This is a genomic window from Halococcus qingdaonensis (assembly GCF_024508235.1).
Taxonomy (GTDB): Archaea; Halobacteriota; Halobacteria; order Halobacteriales; family Halococcaceae; genus Halococcus; species Halococcus qingdaonensis.
This window is the reverse complement of record NZ_CP101943.1, coordinates 1,025,021-1,042,751: the sequence shown is the minus strand read 5'-3', so window position 1 is coordinate 1,042,751 and position 17,731 is coordinate 1,025,021. Positions and strand designations below refer to the sequence as shown.

14 protein-coding genes and 3 pseudogenes are annotated in these 17,731 nt (G+C 60.2%); 11 read left to right on the top strand and 6 right to left on the bottom strand.

The features are described 5' to 3' along the window. The first annotated feature begins 33 nt into the window (after nucleotides 1-33). From NO363_RS05545 to NO363_RS05535, 3 genes are all read left to right on the top strand, one after another. Nucleotides 34-1,608 carry a bacterio-opsin activator domain-containing protein gene (locus NO363_RS05545; protein ID WP_256687465.1) on the top strand — a complete coding sequence of 525 codons (1,575 nt, stop codon included), beginning with the start codon at nucleotides 34-36 and terminating at the stop codon, nucleotides 1,606-1,608. A 39-nt stretch (nucleotides 1,609-1,647) separates the two neighbouring features. Continuing rightward, nucleotides 1,648-2,136, top strand: coding sequence for an Lrp/AsnC family transcriptional regulator (locus NO363_RS05540; RefSeq protein WP_256687463.1), 489 nt, complete (start codon nucleotides 1,648-1,650; stop codon nucleotides 2,134-2,136). A gap of 61 nt (nucleotides 2,137-2,197) precedes the next feature. After that, the gene (locus NO363_RS05535; protein WP_256687462.1) at nucleotides 2,198-3,337 is read left to right on the top strand and encodes a pyridoxal phosphate-dependent aminotransferase; all 1,140 of its coding nucleotides are present in this window, start codon (nucleotides 2,198-2,200) and stop codon (nucleotides 3,335-3,337) included. A gap of 116 nt (nucleotides 3,338-3,453) precedes the next feature. On the opposite strand, the gene NO363_RS05530 is transcribed toward NO363_RS05535, so the two are convergent. Both NO363_RS05530 and NO363_RS05525 read right to left on the bottom strand, forming a co-directional pair. Further along, on the bottom strand, nucleotides 3,454-4,362 hold the full coding sequence (locus NO363_RS05530) for a hypothetical protein (RefSeq protein WP_256687461.1): 909 nt from the start codon (nucleotides 4,360-4,362) through the stop codon (nucleotides 3,454-3,456). 155 nt (nucleotides 4,363-4,517) lie between these two features. Next, a complete protein-coding gene (locus tag NO363_RS05525; RefSeq protein WP_256687929.1) occupies nucleotides 4,518-5,747 on the bottom strand; it encodes an inorganic phosphate transporter in 1,230 nt (409 codons plus the stop codon). Between the two features lie 147 nt (nucleotides 5,748-5,894). On the opposite strand from NO363_RS05525, the pseudogene NO363_RS05520 reads away from it, so the two are divergent. The 5 genes and pseudogenes from NO363_RS05520 (at nucleotide 5,895) to NO363_RS05500 (ending at nucleotide 11,063) form a co-directional block, all read left to right on the top strand. Then, nucleotides 5,895-8,009, top strand: a pseudogene (locus tag NO363_RS05520) (type II/IV secretion system ATPase subunit). Continuing rightward, a pseudogene (locus NO363_RS05515) lies at nucleotides 8,006-8,590 on the top strand (type II secretion system F family protein); the annotation flags it as partial. The pseudogenes NO363_RS05520 and NO363_RS05515, both read left to right, overlap by 4 nt. A gap of 57 nt (nucleotides 8,591-8,647) precedes the next feature. Beyond that, nucleotides 8,648-9,531, top strand: a protein-coding gene (locus NO363_RS05510) for an IS1595 family transposase (RefSeq protein WP_256687457.1) whose coding sequence is annotated in 2 segments (ribosomal slippage) — nucleotides 8,648-9,110 and nucleotides 9,110-9,531 — 885 coding nt in all. Because the reading frame shifts where the segments join, the coding sequence is not laid out codon by codon here. Between the two features lie 6 nt (nucleotides 9,532-9,537). Next, nucleotides 9,538-9,813, top strand: a pseudogene (locus tag NO363_RS05505) (type II secretion system F family protein); the annotation flags it as partial. Nucleotides 9,814-9,860: 47 nt separating this feature from the next. Beyond that, nucleotides 9,861-11,063 carry an IS4 family transposase gene (locus tag NO363_RS05500; RefSeq protein ID WP_256687456.1) on the top strand — a complete coding sequence of 401 codons (1,203 nt, stop codon included), beginning with the start codon at nucleotides 9,861-9,863 and terminating at the stop codon, nucleotides 11,061-11,063. A 1,863-nt stretch (nucleotides 11,064-12,926) separates the two neighbouring features. Here NO363_RS05500 and NO363_RS05495 read toward each other — a convergent pair. Then, a complete protein-coding gene (locus tag NO363_RS05495; protein ID WP_256684396.1) occupies nucleotides 12,927-13,751 on the bottom strand; it encodes a transposase in 825 nt (274 codons plus the stop codon). 119 nt (nucleotides 13,752-13,870) lie between these two features. Between NO363_RS05495 and NO363_RS05490 the strand changes: the two genes are divergently transcribed. The 3 genes from NO363_RS05490 to NO363_RS05480 all read left to right on the top strand — a co-directional run bounded on the left by NO363_RS05490 (nucleotide 13,871) and on the right by NO363_RS05480 (nucleotide 16,133). After that, nucleotides 13,871-14,305, top strand: coding sequence for a hypothetical protein (locus tag NO363_RS05490; protein WP_256687455.1), 435 nt, complete (start codon nucleotides 13,871-13,873; stop codon nucleotides 14,303-14,305). A gap of 71 nt (nucleotides 14,306-14,376) precedes the next feature. After that, nucleotides 14,377-15,684, top strand: a complete 1,308-nt coding sequence (locus NO363_RS05485) for an IS4 family transposase (RefSeq protein WP_256687454.1) — start codon at nucleotides 14,377-14,379, stop codon at nucleotides 15,682-15,684. 17 nt (nucleotides 15,685-15,701) lie between these two features. Then, entirely contained in the window at nucleotides 15,702-16,133 is a 432-nt protein-coding gene (locus tag NO363_RS05480; protein ID WP_256687453.1) for a hypothetical protein, read from the top strand. Between the two features lie 285 nt (nucleotides 16,134-16,418). On the opposite strand, the gene NO363_RS05475 is transcribed toward NO363_RS05480, so the two are convergent. The 3 genes from NO363_RS05475 to NO363_RS05465 are packed head-to-tail and all read right to left on the bottom strand — an operon-like array spanning nucleotide 16,419 to nucleotide 17,702. Beyond that, a complete protein-coding gene (locus tag NO363_RS05475) occupies nucleotides 16,419-16,715 on the bottom strand; it encodes a hypothetical protein (RefSeq protein WP_256687452.1) in 297 nt (98 codons plus the stop codon). A gap of 55 nt (nucleotides 16,716-16,770) precedes the next feature. Continuing rightward, complete coding sequence (locus tag NO363_RS05470) at nucleotides 16,771-17,211, bottom strand: FAD synthase family protein (RefSeq protein ID WP_256687451.1); 441 nt, start codon at nucleotides 17,209-17,211, stop codon at nucleotides 16,771-16,773. Beyond that, a complete protein-coding gene (locus NO363_RS05465) occupies nucleotides 17,208-17,702 on the bottom strand; it encodes a JAB/MPN domain protein-containing protein (protein ID WP_256687450.1) in 495 nt (164 codons plus the stop codon). Before NO363_RS05465 ends, NO363_RS05470 begins: the two co-directional genes overlap by 4 nt. Nucleotides 17,703-17,731: the final 29 nt, after the last annotated feature.

Sequence of the window (17,731 nt, the reverse complement as noted above, 5' to 3'; positions counted from 1 at the left end):
GGAGCTATCGTATGACCAGCCGTGGCCGAACGGATGGACGCTGAGAACGAAATTCGCGTGCTCTTCGTCGACGACGAGCGCCACGTCGTCGAGATGGCAGCGACGGCGCTCGAACGCGTGGGTGAGGGATTCGTCGTCCACACCGAGACGGGCGGCGAGGCTGCGCTGTCACAGCTCGACGAGACACGCGTCGACTGCGTCGTCAGCGACTACCGCATGCCGGGGATGGATGGGCTCACGCTGCTCGAACGAGTGCGCGAGGAGTATCCAAACCTTCCCTTCGTCCTCTCGACGGGCAAGGGTAGCGAAGACGTGGCGAGCGAGGCCATCTCGGCCGGCGTCACCGATTACCTCCAGAAGGGTGGCGGGCTCGACCAGTACACGGTGCTCGCCAACCGGATCGAGAACGCGGTCGCCCAGCGCCGTGCCGAGCGCCGGCTCGAAAGCCAGCGCGACGAGCTGGCGACGCTCGATCGCATCAACGTCGTCATCCAGGACATCGTCCGTGGGCTGGTGGCCGCGGCGACGCGCGAGGAGATCGCGGCCACGGTCTGTGAGCGCATCGCGGCCGCCGAGCTGTACGAGTTCGCGTGGATCGCCGAGCGCGATGCCGGCAGCGAGTTCACCGTTCGGACCGGTGCCGGCATCGACACCGACGGCGTGGAGATGGCGGCTGCGGACGGCGGCACGGCACGACTGCCGACCGAACTGCCCGAAACGGACGTGGTGGAGGTCTTCGAGGACGGGGCAGGCCCGTGGCAGATGGGCGGCGAGCCGACAGGACCGGTGGCGGCCGTCCCGCTGTCGTACAACGCGGTGGTCTACGGCGTGCTCGTGGTCGCGGCGACGCGATCCGACGCCTTCTCCGAGCGCGAGCGTGCCGGTTTCGCCGTGCTCGGTGAGGTGGCTGGCTTCGCCATCGACGCCGCACAGAACACGAAACTGCTGCTGTCGGACACGGCGCTCGTGCTCGAACTCCGTGTCGTCGACGAGGCGGCGTTCCCGATGACGCTGACGTGCCGCCTCGACTGCCGATATCTCGTCGATGGCGTGGTGCCAGCCGCCGACGGGACCGTCCTCCAGTATGTCACTGTCGAGGGTGCCGACCCGGAGCGCGTGCGTGAGCTCGCGCGGGAATCGTCGGTCGTCGAGGACTGTCGACTCGTCAGCAGTCACGACGAGAGCGGTGCCTTCGAGATCGTGACACGGGAGTCACCGGTCAACAGCATCGTCGACGCCGGCGGCACGATCGACGAGTGGTACGTCGAGGACGGCGACGGGACGATGGTCGTCACGGTCGCCCCCGAGACCGACGTACGGACGATGGTCGCCGCGTTCGAGCGTGCCCACCCGGGCTCGGAGCTGCTCTCGAAACACACCGTCGATCGGTCTGACGACGCGACCGCCCGGCAGGCGATCGACGAGCGCCTCACCGACAAACAGCGGGCGGCGCTGCGGGCGGCGTACTTCGCGGGCTACTACGAGTGGCCGCGGCGGTCGACGGCCGAGGAGATCGCCGACTCGATGGGCGTCTCCTCGCCGACGCTGCACAACCACCTCCGGAAGGCCCAGCAGCAGCTGCTCGTCGCCTTCCTCGGCGAGGAGTAGCGACGGAACGCTTTTGTCCCGCGGCGCTGGCGTCGCTGTATGGACATCCGTGCGGAACTGCTCTCCTTGCTCCGTGAGAACGCGCGCTACACGACCGTCGATCTCGCGCGCATGCTCGGAACCGACGAGAGCGAGGTCACAGAGCAGATCGAGGCCCTCGAAGCCGAGGGCGTGCTCAAGGGCTATCAGGCGGTCGTCGACTGGCGACGAACGGACGAGGAACCGGTGCGCGCGCTAGTCGAGTGCAACGTCACGCTCGATCGCGAGACGGGCTACGACGACATCGCTGCGCGACTCGTCGGCTTTCCCGAAATCCAATCACTCAGGCTCGTGAGCGGCGAATACGACTTTTCCCTGACTGTGGAAGCGGATTCGATGGGTGAGGTCTCCCGGTTCGTCTCCGAGAAGGTCGCACCCGTGCCCGAAATCACTCAGACGGTGACTCACTACCTGATGGAGTCGTACAAGGAGCGTGGCTTCGAATTCGGTGACGGACACGATGACGATCGGCTCTCGGTCTCGCCATGAACACGGTCGCACGCTCCGCGCCCCCTACTCACAGTCGCTACCGGAACCGGCGGTGGATCGCATGAAGATATCCGAGCGTGTCGAGCGCGTCCCACCCTCCGGAATCCGGCGGTTTTTCGAACTCACCGAGGAGCTGGACGACGTGATCTCGCTCGGCGTCGGCGAGCCGGACTTCACCGCGCCGTGGAGCGCGCGCGAGGCGGCCATCGACTCGCTCGAGCGGGGGCGGACCTCCTACACCGCCAATCGCGGGATGGCGGCGCTCAGGGAGGCCATCGCCGAGCGCTCGCGCGAGCGCTACGATCTCGACTACGACCCCGACGAGGAGGTGCTCGTGACCGCCGGCGCGAGCGAGGCCATCGACGTGGCTTTCCGCGCGTTCGTCGATCCCGGCGACCGGGTGGCGATCGCCCAGCCGTCGTACGTCTCGTACGTGCCAGGTGTGACCTTCGCCGGCGGCGAGCCCGTGCCAATCCCCACCGGAGAGGCAGACGATTTCGAACTCACCGCCGAAGCACTCCGCGAGCACGGGGCCGCGGACGCCGAAGCGCTCGTCTTCTGTTATCCGAACAACCCGACGGGTGCGACGATGAGCAAGCAGGATCTCGAACCGATCGCCGCCTTCGCTCGCGAACACGACCTGACTGTTCTCGCCGACGAGATCTACGCCGACCTCACGTACGAGGGCGACCACACCTCGATCGCGACCTTGCCAGGTATGCGCGAGCGCACGGTCGTGTTCAACGGTTTCTCGAAGGCCTACGCGATGACCGGCCTTCGGCTCGGCTACGCGCTTGCCCCGCCAGAGGCCATCACGGCGATGAATCGCGTCCACCAGTATTCGATGCTGTCGGCCCCCACGACGGCACAGCACGCCGCCATCGACGCTCTCGACAACTGCGACGACGCGGTCGTGGAGATGCGCAGCCAGTACGACCGCCGCCGCCGGTTCGTGCTCTCGCGGTTCGACGAGATGGGCATCGACTGCTTCACGGCCAAGGGCGCGTTCTACGTCTTCCCCGAGAGCCCCTGGGAGGACGCCGAGGCGTTCGCCGAGGCGCTGCTCGATGCCGAGGGAGTGGCGGTCGTTCCCGGCGACGTCTTCGGTGCTGGCGGCGAGGGCCATCTCCGCGTCTCGTACGCCACAGGGATGAACGAGCTGCGCGAGGCGATGGACCGGATCGAACGGTTTCTCGACTGAGCGTCGCGACGACCCATGCGTGACGGCAACGATCCGTGCTCGAACGTGTTAGCGGAACAAATTAGCCAACTGTCTCCCCTTCCCCCTTCTCGATGGTCGTCGGTCGTCTCCGGTTCCTACGGACCGTTCATCGGATCGACCCCGCCCGGTCCGACCGTGGTTTTCAGTTCTCCGTCGATATACACCTGTAGCGTGGCGTTACCCTCGTTGGAGAACTCTTCGAGATACGGCCACCTGACGCTGTACGTGTCCTTGGCGTGATCACCGGTGATCCCGGTTGCCGTCGGGAACAACCCGTCGTTTTCCGTGCTCACTATCGTATCCGTCTGCTCGGTGTCCTGGGCAGGATACGCGCTTTCGCCGACCCCGTTCGCGACGTACCGTGACGTCCCATCATCGATGGCTCGTATCGTGAGATTGTGAGTCGGGCCACCGTCGTCGGTCGTCGTGGCCGATTGGCTCGGGTTCTCGTTCGGCTCGTACGTTCCCCGCAGTTCCCCGTCGATGTACAGTTCGAGCGTTGCCGTCCCGTTGTTCACGACCCGCCCGACGCTCTCGGTTCGAATATCGTAGGTGTCTGCAGCCCGCTCTCCGGTGATACCCGTGGCGTAGGTCGCCGTGTCGTTCGCGACGACCGAGTCCGTTTTCTCGGTTCCCGCCGCGGTCGTCGCGCCATCCCCCACACCGTAGATCGTGTAGTTCGACGTCCCGTTACCTACGGCTTCGATCTTCATCGTCTGAACGTCCGATCGTCCATCCGTCGCTGTCGGTGTCGCAGTCCGTGTTGCTGTCGGCGTGGACGTCGGTTCGGTCGTGGTATCGGGCGTCTCGGTCGCTGTCATCGCCGTGGTCGACGGTTCACCCGAACCGACAGTCGTCGCGTTCACGACTGTTTCTGTCGGTGTCTCCGATTCCCGGATGACCGTCGGTGTCGCGGTCGATTCGTCGTCGTTTCTGGCGAGAGTCGAACAGCCGGCTGAGACCACCAACATCACGAGGAGGACGGTGCCAACTGACAGTTTCATGTCTCACCAACACGTGACCGGCATATAACCGTCCGGTCTCGAACCGTCGACTGTCGGAGGTACGACAGCCGGGAGCGATGAAACTCTTGCGAACGATGGAGTCATCCACGACGGATCGGCGACAACCCGGAACGCGGGTCGTGTGTCGGCGTCGGCTACGCCCCGCCGTAGACGGGAAAGAGCTGAAAGAGCAGGAAAGAGGCGATCGCCGACAGCGATGGCGTGAGGATCCAGAGCATGACGACCCGCCCCGTGGCCGAGGGGTCGAACAGTTCCTCCGAGGTGAGTTCGGTCGGTTCCTCGTCGCCGATCGGGCGGACGCGCTCGCCTGCTCTTGGGCCGTCGGCGGTGTCGACATCGCTCGTCCTCTCGGGCGTTTCAGCCGCGAGCGCCCCCGTCGAGAGCGTCGCACTCTCCTCACCCTGGATGGCTGCCGACGCGGCGTCGGCGATCGTCGTCGTCCGCGTCGCGCGCCCCCAGCCGAGCCCGACGATACACATCGTCGCGCTGACAGCGAGACTCGCCGGGATGCCGAGCTGTGAGAGCACCGAGATGATCGATGCGCTCACGCTGGCGACGATGAGCGACGCCAGAAGCGGCAGGTCGGTGAGATCGTTGCCGATCGTGTCGAGCGTACGCCGAGCGATCGTGAACGCGCCGACGCCGATGGCCCCGACGGCGAGCAGAACGCCCTGACTGGTCGTGATCGAACCGTTGCCGACCAGCGGCGCGACCGCGTTGGCGACGTTCGACGCACCCGCCGAGAAGGCCATGTAGCAGCTGATGACGAGGACGACGGCGCTCCAGAATACCTCCTTCGGTCGGGTGTTTCCGGCGAGGTGTGGGATCGGGACGGTGCCCGATCGGTCGATCTCGAACAGGGCGTTGTCTGACCGGTCGAGGGCGAACCACGCGTCGAGATAGGGGTAGAGATAGCGACCGATGACTGCACAGACCCAGAACGCGAGTACAGGAGCGACGAGCCACCACGAGACGATCCGGCCCATCACCTCCCAGTCGAGCGTCCCGCTCGCGAGTCCCAGCCCCGCGATCGCGCCGACGGCGGTCATCGAAGTCGAGGCAGGGACGCCGAAGAGGTTGGAGATGAGTAGCGCGAGGCCGACGAAGAAGAGTACGCCGACGCTCGCGGCGAGCGTGAACTGACCCGACGGGACGATATCACCGCCCATCGTCTCGACGACGTTGCGCCCGACCGTCCAGCCGCCGATGAGCGCGAACAGCGTGAACAGCCCGGCTGCACCCGTCTTCGAGACGAGACGGCTGCCGACCGCCGGGCCAAACGCCACGCCCGTCGAGGAACCACCGATGTTGAAGCCGACGAAGACCGCGACCGCGAGACCGACCAGCAAGAGGAGCGAAACCACCATACATTGAACCATTCGACCACGCTATGTAGTTCTTTCTGATTCACTCATGGCCTTTTGATAACTTATCAGTAGGATCGAAAGGCGGTCATCGTTCGATGAGCGTGTGCGAGGGTTTTTGTGCGATACCGCGACCACCGATTCTCAATGTCGGATAGTGGTGCGGATGGTAGTACGGACGACGGCGGCACGGACGACGTGCGCGGCCGTCTGGCGGACGCGATCGACACCGCGACCACCCTCGCGGATGTCGTCGACGATCGGACCGTCGCGACGGGTCCCGACGACGAGGACGAATTCTTCACCGGAGCCGACGGACGGACGACGATCGCGAACCGCTACGATCTCGAAAAGACCGTCTCGACCGGGCGCAAACGACACTTCCGCGAGGTGACGCGCTACTGGGTCAACGAGCCCTACGCGTTCGTCGTCATCTTCCACTCGACGCGCGAAAACGAGGGGAAATACTATCTCGTCGAACCACATCTCACCCCCATCGAAGCGGAGCTCAAGGAGTTCCTCACCGGGAAGCTGAAGACCGCAATCACGTATTCGGGTGAGGACAGCGCCATCCAAGACGACGACGCCGAACGTGCGGACGTCATCGAAGCCGTAACCGGGCGCTTGCTCGACAGATACGACCTCTACGACGGCTCCATCGCGGGTGCGGGGCGTTCGGGATTGATGTCGAAACTGAAGGGACTGTTCGGTGACGACCCGGACGACTCGTCGACGGAACGAGGGGTTTCGGGGATCGCCGCCCGGCCGGAGCCGGCGGTGGTCGACGAGGACGCGAAATCGCTCACCGAGTATCAGGTCGAGAAGCTGCTCTACTATCTCAAACGCGATTTCATCGGCTACGAGCGCATCGACGGCATCAAACACGATGTCAACGTCGAGGACATCTCGTGTGATGGCTACGACTCACCCGTTTTCGTCTATCACGCCGATCGCGAGCAGCTCATCACCAACGTCCGCCATGGCCACCAGGACCTCGACGATTTCGTCGTGAAGCTTGCCCAGCGCTCGGGTAAGGGGATCTCCAAACGCCAGCCACAGGTCGATGCCACGCTGCCGGACGGCTCGCGCGCCCAGCTCACGCTCGGCTACGAGGTCTCGGATCACGGCACGAACTACACCATTCGCCAGTTCAAGGATGTCCCGTTCACTCCCGTCGACCTCATCAACTGGCATACGTTCTCGCTCGAAGAGATGGCGTACATCTGGCTCTGTATCGAGAACAACAAGTCGATGCTCTTCGCCGGCGGCACGGCGTCGGGCAAGACGACGAGTCTGAACGCCGTCTCGCTGTTCATCCCGAGCAAGGCGAAGATCGTCTCGATCGAGGACACCAGAGAGCTCGAAATTCCCCAACGCAACTGGGTTGCCTCGGTGACGCGACCCTCGTTCACCGGCGACGAGGCCGGCGATATCGACGAATTCGCTCTCCTGGAGGCGGCGCTGCGCCAGCGACCCGAGTACATCGTGATGGGTGAGATCCGTGGCGAGGAGGGACGGACGCTGTTCCAAGTCATGAGCACGGGTCACACGTCGCTCACGACCTTTCACGCCGACAACGTCGGCGAGGTCATCAAGCGGTTCACGACCGACCCGATCAACGTCTCAAAGACGATGTTCACGGCGCTCGATCTCGTGAGCATCCAGACCGCGACGCGCGTGCAGGGGCAGAAGGTTCGCCGGAACAAGGCGCTCACCGAGATCAACTACTACGACGCCGAGAACGACGAGATCAACGTCCAGGACGTCTATCAGTGGCAGGCCGAGACCGACGACTACCTGAAACTCGGCACGTCGAACACGCTCGAATCGATCAAGTTCGATCGCGGCTGGAGCCAGGAGCGCCTCTCCGATGAGCTGTTCCAACGGAAGGTGGTGCTCGCCTATCTCGTCGATCGCGGCCTCAACACGTACACGTAGGCCGCGGCCACGCTGCAGGCGTTCATCAACGATCCGGATGCGATCCTGACGCTCATCGCCAACGATCGTCTGGAGGCGAGTCTCGACGATCTCCGTGGCATGGAGAGCGTCCACATCGACACCGATCCGGCAATGGAGGCGATGGTGCCGCGACCGGACCCTAGTGAGGAGCTGCGCGAGCACACTGCGACGATCCTCGACGAGGCCGACGAGCGCCTGTTCGACGAGTACGCCGGCCACGAGACGCCGGATCTCGCTTCCGCCATCGCCGACGGTGGGCGGGCCGACGGATCGGCGGCGACCGATACCGAGGACGAGAAATGAGCTACGGCACCGATGGGTACAGCGGGCGCACGCGGACGCTCGGCGATCGGTTCTACCCGCTGTATCGGTATCTGTTCGACGAGGACGGCGATTTCGTCGACGACGTGCAGCGGAAGCTGGCCGCGGCGCGCATGGCCGATACGGTCGAGATGTATCTCTCGCGGGCGCTCGCGATCGGCGTCATCGCCGGTGGGCTGCTGTGGCTGCTCGCCTCGCTCTCGGGCTACGCGGTCGTCGAGCTGTTCGTGACGGAGGTGCCGAAAATCACCGATCTCCGGGTACTCCATGGGACGGCGCTCGCGGTCTTCGAGGCGGTGAAGCTCCCGCTGCTCGTACTGCTCTCGGGACTAGTCTGTGGGATGGTCGGGTTCGTCGCCGGGTTCGGCACGCTCGTCGCCGTGCCGTACGTCCGGGCGAACTCGCGCAAGCGCGAGATCAACATGCTGCTCGCCGATTCGGTCTCGTTCATGTACGCACTGTCGATCGGCGGGCTGAACCAGCTCGAGATCTTCGAGGCGATGGCCGACGCCGACGACACCTACGGCGCGGTCGCCGCGGAGTTCGAAAGCATCCATCTGGACGCTCATCTCGATAGATCGTAACGCCAATTCCTCTGGCAGATCAAACATCGGCCAACGATGGACGAGGAGTCAGCTCAGGTCTTCCTTCCACCGCGTGAGCGATGCTTCGAGCGTCTCCGTCTCGCCCGCTTCGGCGAGACGGTGACGTGTGTCCATTGCGGAGATGACGACGTCGTCAAACGCGGAACGACCGATAAGGACGCCCAACAGTACCGCTGCAAGCACTGCGAGACCTACTTCAGCGACCTCACGAAGACGATTTTCTGGCAGCATCGCTTCGAACTCGAAGAGATGTTCTACATCGTCAAGGAGATGCGATCTGAGCCGACCGCTCAGATCGCTCGGGACCTCGATCGCAACTACGAAGCCGTCCTCAACTTCGTCCACAAAGTCCAGGACGTCAGCGGTGAGATTGACGAATTCAATCTCTACGGCGTGTGTGAAGCCGACGAGGTCTACGTCACGGCTGGTGAGAAAGGACTTGAAGACGAGAACGGGAGTCCGCGCGAGCGCGGACTCTCAAAAAAGGACGCGGAACCTTCAAGTCAGACAAACCGCCGGTCTTGACACTCGTCCGTCGGGATGACGGACGAGTTCGGTTTCTCGTTTGTGAAGATCTGCAGGATGCTGACGAAGATATTGCCGAGTACGGCGACGGAAGCGTGATCCTCTGCACCGATGGCTACACGATCTACAACGACATCGAGGATAAGGAGGGGGTGGACGGCCATTTGGCCGTCACCCACTCCGACACCTACGTGATCGGTGACGCCCACACAAACACCTGCGAGAACCGCCACAGCTTCCTTCGCCAGTGGCTGGCGAAGTTCAGGGGTGTCTCGAAGCATCACCTTCAGAAATACCTCGGCTTCCTCGGATTGAAACTCAATTCACCGGACGATTGGTTCGAGAAACTGCTGTGTTACGATGTATCGGGATGAGCGCATCTGGAAACGGAGTATTTCGACACCGACTACCGAACCGCCATCAGAAAGCAGGCGCTCCGGACGCCGAGCGAGGAGCTGAGTCAGTTTCTGACCGACATGCTCTCGATTATCGACTCCGGCGGCGACATGACCGACTTCCTAAACGACAAGAAGGACAAACATCTCCGCACGACCAAACAGGAGCAGTCGCTCGTCCTCGAAACGCTCGAACTGTTCGGCGAGATGTACATTACCCTCTCGGTGTTTCCGCTCCTCCTCATCATCCTCGTCGCTGTCCCGTTTCGACTATTTAAATCCGGCGTGAGCCCGTCATAGCCGAGGTGATGGCAAGCACAGTTGAACCCCAGACGAGGCGGTCATCGAGACAGGCGGTTCCTGATGGACCTCAGCGATCACCGACCACTGCGAGTGCGTTCTACTCGCTGCTCGACGCAGTCGACAGCGAGTCGACTGCTGAACAATTTGATATCGGCACCTACAACGAGAAACACGATTTCGATAATCATCTCAGGATCGGTGCTTTCGAGGGAATCAATCCGTCTGATTCGTTGGCTGAACTCGCCGAGAAAACTGATACTCACGATCAGATGGCGTACATGGCCGCTTCAACCTTCTCGCGGCGCACGAACGACCGCGACTATCGCGCGGTCGTTCGCGTGCTGTTCGAGCTACTCCACACTCCGCAACTATACCATCAGCGTGGCGTTCAGCGAAAGCGTTTGGAGTGGCTCAATCGATCCGTCGTTGCGATTGACGCAACAAACCTCATGCTCACCAGATCGGTTGCGATTCCGAGCGAGCTCCAGGACGAGAAGATTCTGCACGAGATCCAGCCGACAGACGGTGGACTCAAGCTCAATCTGGCTGCACGCGTCGACGGCAAATACAAGCAGCCGCTCGGTATGACCGTCACCGGAGGTGACACTCGCGAACCGACGCAGTTCGAGCACCTCCAAAGCGACGTCGAGGTCTTCGCAGACCTCGACTCGCCGATTCAGGTCTTCGACCGTGGCTACCTCGATTACGAGCGTTTCTGCGCGATGAAGCGACGTGACGAGGATTTCGTCACGTTGCTTCGATCAGACGCTCGGATAGACGTCTTGGGGCGCGTCCAAGACGTCGAGATTACTGACGAAGCAGGGACACGAAGCGTGTGTGACCAGCGCATTGAACTGGGTGAGACTGGTGAACAATTCCGTCAAATCGTGTTTGAGGACGTTGACGGTGGCAAAATCGAGTACCTCACAACGTTGTCTTCAGCAGAGTATGATCCAGTGGACGTAGTGCGTATCTATACGCTACGGACCCTTATCGAGATTCTATTCCGTGAATTGAAACAGTACACAAACACCGAGAACTTCCACTCAAAATCGCTCAACGGCGTGTTGTTCGAGTTGTTCTGTACGCTGATTGGGTACGTGCTCATGGAGTGGTTCCGGCACTGCCACCCACTGCGGGGTGGCGTGCCGGAAGCGATCCGGAAGCTTCGGACACGCTGGAATCAATCGCTCCCCTCGTACGGCTGAGGCCGATTTCGGGGTGGGATTGCCGCCGCCATGAGCGGCGGCTCTCCCGAAGCTACCGTTTCTGACTCAATTAGCAGGGGAAACTCCGGAATCAAGCTGACTGGAGCACGTTCTTTCGTCGGTCAGTTCGCGCTGGCGGATTCACACCACCTGTTCTTGTCGCCTTCCACACCTTGCTCGCTCGGTGCCTTTATCAACTCGAAACGGGACAGCCTCGTCGTAACATCCAGCCAGCAATAGATTCTATATACGATTTCACCCGGACTCGAAACATCCTAATCGTCCGTATTCCTTTGTCGTTTCGCCTCTACCTATGGTTTACGATTCTATGGGCAAAACCCGGGAGTGAAATCATCCCTGAATTGCCGTCACTGATAACCTCTATTTCGAGTGGAACCCCTCCCTAAGAAAGACACAACGCTTTACATGTTCCCTCGCGTTGGTCAAAATCCCCGGTACTGCTACCATGGATTCGTCCGGGGAGCGTGGGAAGGTGTCTGGTCACCTGTATCCCCGCGTTTTCTGAGGAGAAAATCGCCGAGGCTCATCTGTGTTAACCGGCCACAAGTTATTTGTTGCATCAATTTGTAAGTGGAATTGGGACTGTCGTCCCATCAGACATCGGAGCGTGGGAAACATCCTTCAGCCCAATTCACCCCACGCTTTGAGAAAATTGCTTAGTAGTATGACCACAATCTATTCGACAGTACCAACTATCATCCGAAACGGGGAGTCACCGTATCCCCAATTGATCGAATCCATAGTAACGTGGGGAGAGGTCATGTCATGGTCGTCATACATTCCCTGCTTCCCACGTTTTCAGAGAGATATGCGACTTAATCATATGACAATTGGCCACAATCTATTTACTATCACTGCCCGTCAGTAGAAACGCGGTTATCCCGGAGCCAGAGGACAAAAGCGTGGGAAACGTCTGTCAGTTCGTTCACCCCACGTTTTGATTCGACTGGCGATGACCGCACCCATGATATGCGTGGGAAGGTATCTTGGTCGGTGCCTCCCACGTTTCTGAGAACTAATCAGCATATGGCCAGAATCTATTTGGTAGTTCCAACTATCTATTGAACCGGGGAGTCACCGTATCCCCCCGATCGACTCCCGTAGCAACGTGGGATGAATGCCATGTCAGTTCGCAGTTCCCACGTTTTCTGATACGCTCAAACCCGGCTACTCGGCAGACCCTCGTTTGATCGTAATTCTCTGTTGGCATGTCTGAATCTTCAATGTACGGCCAGAATTCTTTTTGAAACGGTATCTGTGGATCGAATCCCGGTACCCGCTTCATCCTACCGGGGAAACGTGGTGATAGCGTTCACTACCTCCACGTTTTCTGACGGTATTACCCGAAGCTTTAGTTATCTGTTAATTGGCCACAATGCTTTGGTATTTCGATTTTTTACACTGAATCCCGGTTGTGACATTGCATCCATCGACCGGGGAACGTGGGATAGCGCCCACTTCACTCACGTCTCCCACGTTTCTGAAAGCACCATAGAGCCAATCTGAGAGTCGTAGCTTCGACACCATGCCAGTCTTATACCCATCAAAAAATTCGGAGGGGTAGAGTACCTATTCGTCTCAAAGGTGGCTCTCTATCACTATATCCATTAAATCAACCGACCACCATCTCACCCGTCTTTGCACCTTGAAGTACTCAGAACGAGCTACACGCTATTTCACCGATTTGCGAGGATGTACAAAGTCTCTAACGGGCGCTATCAATAGGTTAGAAATCGTGAAGGGGATACTCGGCTACCTTAGCTATACTCTTCTTTTCGTTACCTCGAATTCGGTGGGAACTGGTTCATCCTGCTCTATTGAAAATGCGGTACGGGAGTACGATCATAGCGTCTTGGCGAGTTTCTTGATATTGTTGAGCGCGAACAGAAGAACGATCTCACGAAACTGGCGATACCAGAATCGCGAACGCAGGGCGGAGTCCTGCGTTCGCTTGACCGTCGAATAAGACGTCTCGGACATCCATCGCTGGGTGTAGCCCTTCGCTCGGATGAGCGCGTTATTCGCAACGGCCATCGGTCTCGATCCTTGATGGTGAACAAGGTACTCAACGTCTAACGCAGCGATTTCGTATTCGGTGTGCCAGTCTTGGAACCCGTTGTCAGCAGCGACTGACCGCAGGTCGTCCGCGTTCCTGCGGACGACCCGCGGGCCAGCCTTCGTGTCGTGTTCACGCTCAATACAGCAATGGACGTCCAGCACTGCAAGCGACTCTGTATCGGTCAGCGTCGTCGCCTTGATCGTCTTGACGGTGCGGCCGCTTCGCTGGAGATAGTACTGAGAGGCCTGCTTGCGTTCGAAGAACGTACTGTCCAGTGCCACATGACCAGATTGGCGGAGTTGCTGCGCCGAAGTGCGCAGCAACGCCCGCCAGACGTACATCGCGTACCGATCAATCGAATGGTAGAACGTGGTCGGATCAGGCAGCGCGTCTGTATGGAGTCCGAGGAGATCGCACACCTCAGGCATGAGACCGATCCGATCAACAAGTTCGGTGAAGGTGTGGCCTTCTTCCTTCCGAATACAGTGAGCGACGATGTGCGCCTCGCGGGGAAGCCCGCCTGATTCGGGCTTCCCCGCGTGCTTCCCCAACGCTTGTTTCGCTACGCGTAGTGCCTTCTCAACGAAGTCGAGGAGAACGATTGCCATATCCGACTCTTCGGCTTCATCTCCTCAAACCAATACCGAACAATCCCGACGCCGTGTGTCGTTTTCAATAGAGCAGTGTCAACCAGATCTCTATCGAACTGAAAAACGGCACCTCAATTATGGCGAACAAGGTCGCTGCTGGTGAGTACAACTCGGATGAGGAAGACGATCTCGGACTGGAACCCCGCATTACGAACGTCACGCCGCTGCATCCCGAAGTGGAGCCTCTCAACAGTAAGACACAGCTTACTGTCCGCACAACGGATATCTTTGGAGGGAATTATCCCGGTGTGGATGTCGACATCAGCAAGGTGAATGGCTCTGGAAATCTATCGACGAACACCGCAACTTCAGACGGCGATGGCAACGTGACGTTCGCCTACGATCCGGCCGCTGCTGACAGCGGGAGTACGGTGGGTATCACTGCCGAGCTCGCCAACGCGAGCGGCGACAACAGCTCCGTGACGTTCGGACTGAACTATCCACCTGCGTCAGGCCCTTCTCGCTGTAACCTGGGAGCGGAACTCGAATCCCCTGGTTTCATTCGTCTTTAGCTAAGCGATAAACCGCATGACTGCGGCTGGAAGCGAAGTCGGTTCCTGAATGGAATGAGGAGGAGTTCGGTGTGAGCGACGAACCCTCCTCGGACCGAATTGAACGGCGGCTCACTACGCTCTTTCCATCGACAGCTCTCGAAGACCACGCCGAGGCAGTCGGCGTGGTCGAACGCGATGGCAAGTTCCAGGTTCCAGCGATGGTCCGGGCGCTCGTGTTCGGCTTCGCCGCAGGCGAAAGCCGAACACTCGCTGCGTTTCGTCGCGCCTACAACGATACTGCCGACAAGACGCTCTCACCCGGCGGTTTCTATCAACGATTGACGCCACTGTTCGCCACGTATCTCCGCGACCTCGTCGAGTTCGCGCTCGACGAGGTCGCTATCCCTCATACCGTCAGCGACGAGTTCGACCAATTCAGGGACGTGATAGTCGCCGATGCAACCGTTCTGCGGTTACATCGGTTCCTGAAGGAGCAGTACCAAGGCCGCCGGGAGGAGCAGGCTGGAGCGAAGCTCCACCTGCTCCACAACGTCACCGATCGAACCATCGAGAAGCTCTCGATCACCGGCGAACGTCCTCACGACAGCACCGAGTTCAACACAGGATCGTGGCTAGAAGGACGGTTGCTACTGCTCGATTTAGCGTATTTCAAGTTCCGCCGCTTCGCTCTGATCGACGAGAACGGCGGCTTCTTCGTGAGCCGTCTCAAGCGCAATACCAAGCCGGAGATCGTCGCAGAACTGCGGGAATGGCGCGGACGCGCCATTCCGCTGGAAGGAGAGCAGGTCTTCGAGGTTGCGGAGGATCTCCACCGCAAATACGTTGATGTCGAGGTTGAGGTGGAGTTCAGACGCGGACTGTACGCGGGCACGCGATCATGGGATACGAAGCGGTTCCGCATCGTCGGCGTCCGCAACGAGGACGCCGACGACTACCACTTCTACATCACGAATCTCCCGAGAAAGTGGTTCCTACCGGCGGATATAGCGACGATGTACCGCTGCAGGTGGGCGGTGGAGTTGCTGTTCCGCGAGCTGAAGACGCTGTACGAACTCGATGAGTTCGACACGAGCAACCCTGCAGTAGTGGAGATTCTGCTGTATGCGGCGGTGCTGACGCTGTTGGTGAGCCGCGAGTTGCTGGAGTTGGTGATCGAGCACGCAGACGATGACGCGGTGTTTCCACCGGAACGCTGGGCGGCGACCTTCCGGTCGCACGCCCAGCGAATTCTCAAGCGACTCAGCGACTATCTCGGCTACTCGCCACCGCCGCTGTTAGAGCGGATGATCGCTGACGCACAGAAAATTCATCAAGAGCGCCCAATCCTACAGGAACGGTTCGCTACCGCCGCTCAACCAACTGCTGGAGTTAGCTAAAGACGGATGCCCCTGGTTTGTATAGTTCAGAACCTGAACAACTCAACTTCGAAATCACGCCCAGTTCATCCGTCAGCATAGAAAAATTCTCGGTGATAACTGCGAACGATCTCAACGATGTGAAAAAATCTCGATCACCTCACGAGTTTGTAATTAAAGATGGCGGTAGTGAAATTCTGAGCTATTCGACTAACTCTCAAACTACCCCAATAATCTTCAGTGAATCAAATGAATATCGATTCAACAGTGGCCCCACGACGGTTAATACCTCTACCGTCTATATTGATATGTTTGATGACGTGGATGACGAGGATGACCAAGATATTAAATTTGAGAGCCTCGCTTCTTCATGCAAAAATGCTGATGTAATTGTGAACTTCATACTTGAAGACGGCACCGAGCGTCCAGTTTTCATTGATGCTACTGTCGGAGATGACGATGATGGTTGATCTTCAGATAGGGTAAAGTCAATAGGCGGCACACGATCAATAAAAAACCGTTCCACATCTTCGTGTTCAGCGCGATACACCAGCCCTAGCCGTGCCCGCTATTGCGTACTGTCTTCCGCTCCCGAGTGATCCCGCATGTACCGATACTCCTGTCCTTGAGCAAAATTCGTCTTCGTCGGTGAGTGGGGTTCGACGCTGATCGGTGCTCATACCCAGAAGTAGTGGTGGAGAAAAGCGTCTGGTCGTTTCCACTACGTATCATAGCGATCGCCTCGTCGCCGCTACTCATTCAGGCACGTACCGCCACGTCGCCGTGCCCGGTCCGGGCGGCGACACACCGGGGAGTTCGCGGAGCAACGGCGAGACCAGCAGTTCGTACCACTCCCGTGAGTCGAGTCCGGCGTCCCGGCGCGGATGGACGTTCGCCACGAGGCCGAGCCGCGAGAGCGATCGGTGGGTGATGAGATACTTGTAGGCGGCGAGGACGGCGTCGTCGCGCGCCGGCGTCCGATCGAGCGGAGCGTCCCGATAGGAGAGCGACTCGACGACCGCACGCGCGTTCGCCGCATGGGTGGTTGACATACTCTCAGTAGCTGTCTGCGACAATAAAAGCCTCAGTCAGACGGGTGTCGGACGGTCAGCAGCGCTGTTCGCAGATGCGCTCGATGATCCGTCCGGTCGAGAGCAGCTCGTCGTCGAATTCGGGCTCGCGGCCGGAGGCACGCGCGACCGTGCAGTCGATGTCGCGTTCGGTCAGCGCGTGTTCGATGCCCGCTTCGTCGTGGTGTTGGTCGTGGCCGAGTACGATGACGTCGGGATCGATGCGTTCGATCGGGACGAAGATGTCTTCCCTGTCGCCGAGCAGTGCGCTGTCGACGGGATCGAGTGCAGCGATCATGTTCCGGCGCTGGCGATCGGCGAGCACGGGTTGTTGCTTGTGGGTGACGTTTTCACGGCGGGCAATGATCACGTGCAGGACGTCGCCCATCGCTGCCGCCTCGCGGAGATAGTGGAGGTGGCCCGGATGGAGAATGTCGAAGGTACCCTGTGCGATGACCGTCGTGGCGTCGTCGCTCATCGGAGCTCCTCGTCGATGTCGGCCTGTGTGAAATCGAAGAACTCCTCGGGATCGGGCAGCGAAACGTCGAGCACGGCGAGATCGCGTTCGTCGCCCTCGCGGTCGAACGCGCGCCAGTCGTCGGACCCGTAGGGTGCGCCGAGAATGATGTGTGCGTCACCCTTGCCGAACGTGGCGCGGTCCTCGGCGCTCGGTCGGAGCACGCCGTTGGGATGGGAGTGGATCGATCCGGCGGCGCGCATGTCGTTGGGGACGAGGCTCGTCTTCACCGTAGCGCTGACCGGGTTCGACTCCGTCGCGGGGATGACGAGCACGTCGGTGATCACGCTGCCGGCGTCGTCGAGTTCGGGTTCGGGGTCAAGTTCGTCAGCCGGTTGGCTTCGCAGAAGACCCATATACTCGTCCGGATGGGTCTCGGCGGCCGCCGAGCGAGCGAACTCGAGGGTGTCGGCAGCGATGCCGAGTAGCTCACGTGACCGGAACAGCCCCATATGGGGACACGTCGCTCGGCGTCCATCTA

Coding starts and splice junctions, on each gene's coding strand:
- NO363_RS05545 (WP_256687465.1), top strand. CDS start 34: ATGGACGCTGAGAACGAAATTCGCGTGCTCTTCGTCGACGACGAGCGC.
- NO363_RS05540 (WP_256687463.1), top strand. CDS start 1,648: ATGGACATCCGTGCGGAACTGCTCTCCTTGCTCCGTGAGAACGCGCGC.
- NO363_RS05535 (WP_256687462.1), top strand. CDS start 2,198: ATGAAGATATCCGAGCGTGTCGAGCGCGTCCCACCCTCCGGAATCCGG.
- NO363_RS05530 (WP_256687461.1), bottom strand. CDS start 4,362: ATGAAACTGTCAGTTGGCACCGTCCTCCTCGTGATGTTGGTGGTCTCA.
- NO363_RS05500 (WP_256687456.1), top strand. CDS start 9,861: ATGGCAAGCACAGTTGAACCCCAGACGAGGCGGTCATCGAGACAGGCG.
- NO363_RS05495 (WP_256684396.1), bottom strand. CDS start 13,751: ATGGCAATCGTTCTCCTCGACTTCGTTGAGAAGGCACTACGCGTAGCG.
- NO363_RS05490 (WP_256687455.1), top strand. CDS start 13,871: ATGGCGAACAAGGTCGCTGCTGGTGAGTACAACTCGGATGAGGAAGAC.
- NO363_RS05475 (WP_256687452.1), bottom strand. CDS start 16,715: ATGTCAACCACCCATGCGGCGAACGCGCGTGCGGTCGTCGAGTCGCTC.
- NO363_RS05470 (WP_256687451.1), bottom strand. CDS start 17,211: ATGAGCGACGACGCCACGACGGTCATCGCACAGGGTACCTTCGACATT.
- NO363_RS05465 (WP_256687450.1), bottom strand. CDS start 17,702: ATGGGGCTGTTCCGGTCACGTGAGCTACTCGGCATCGCTGCCGACACC.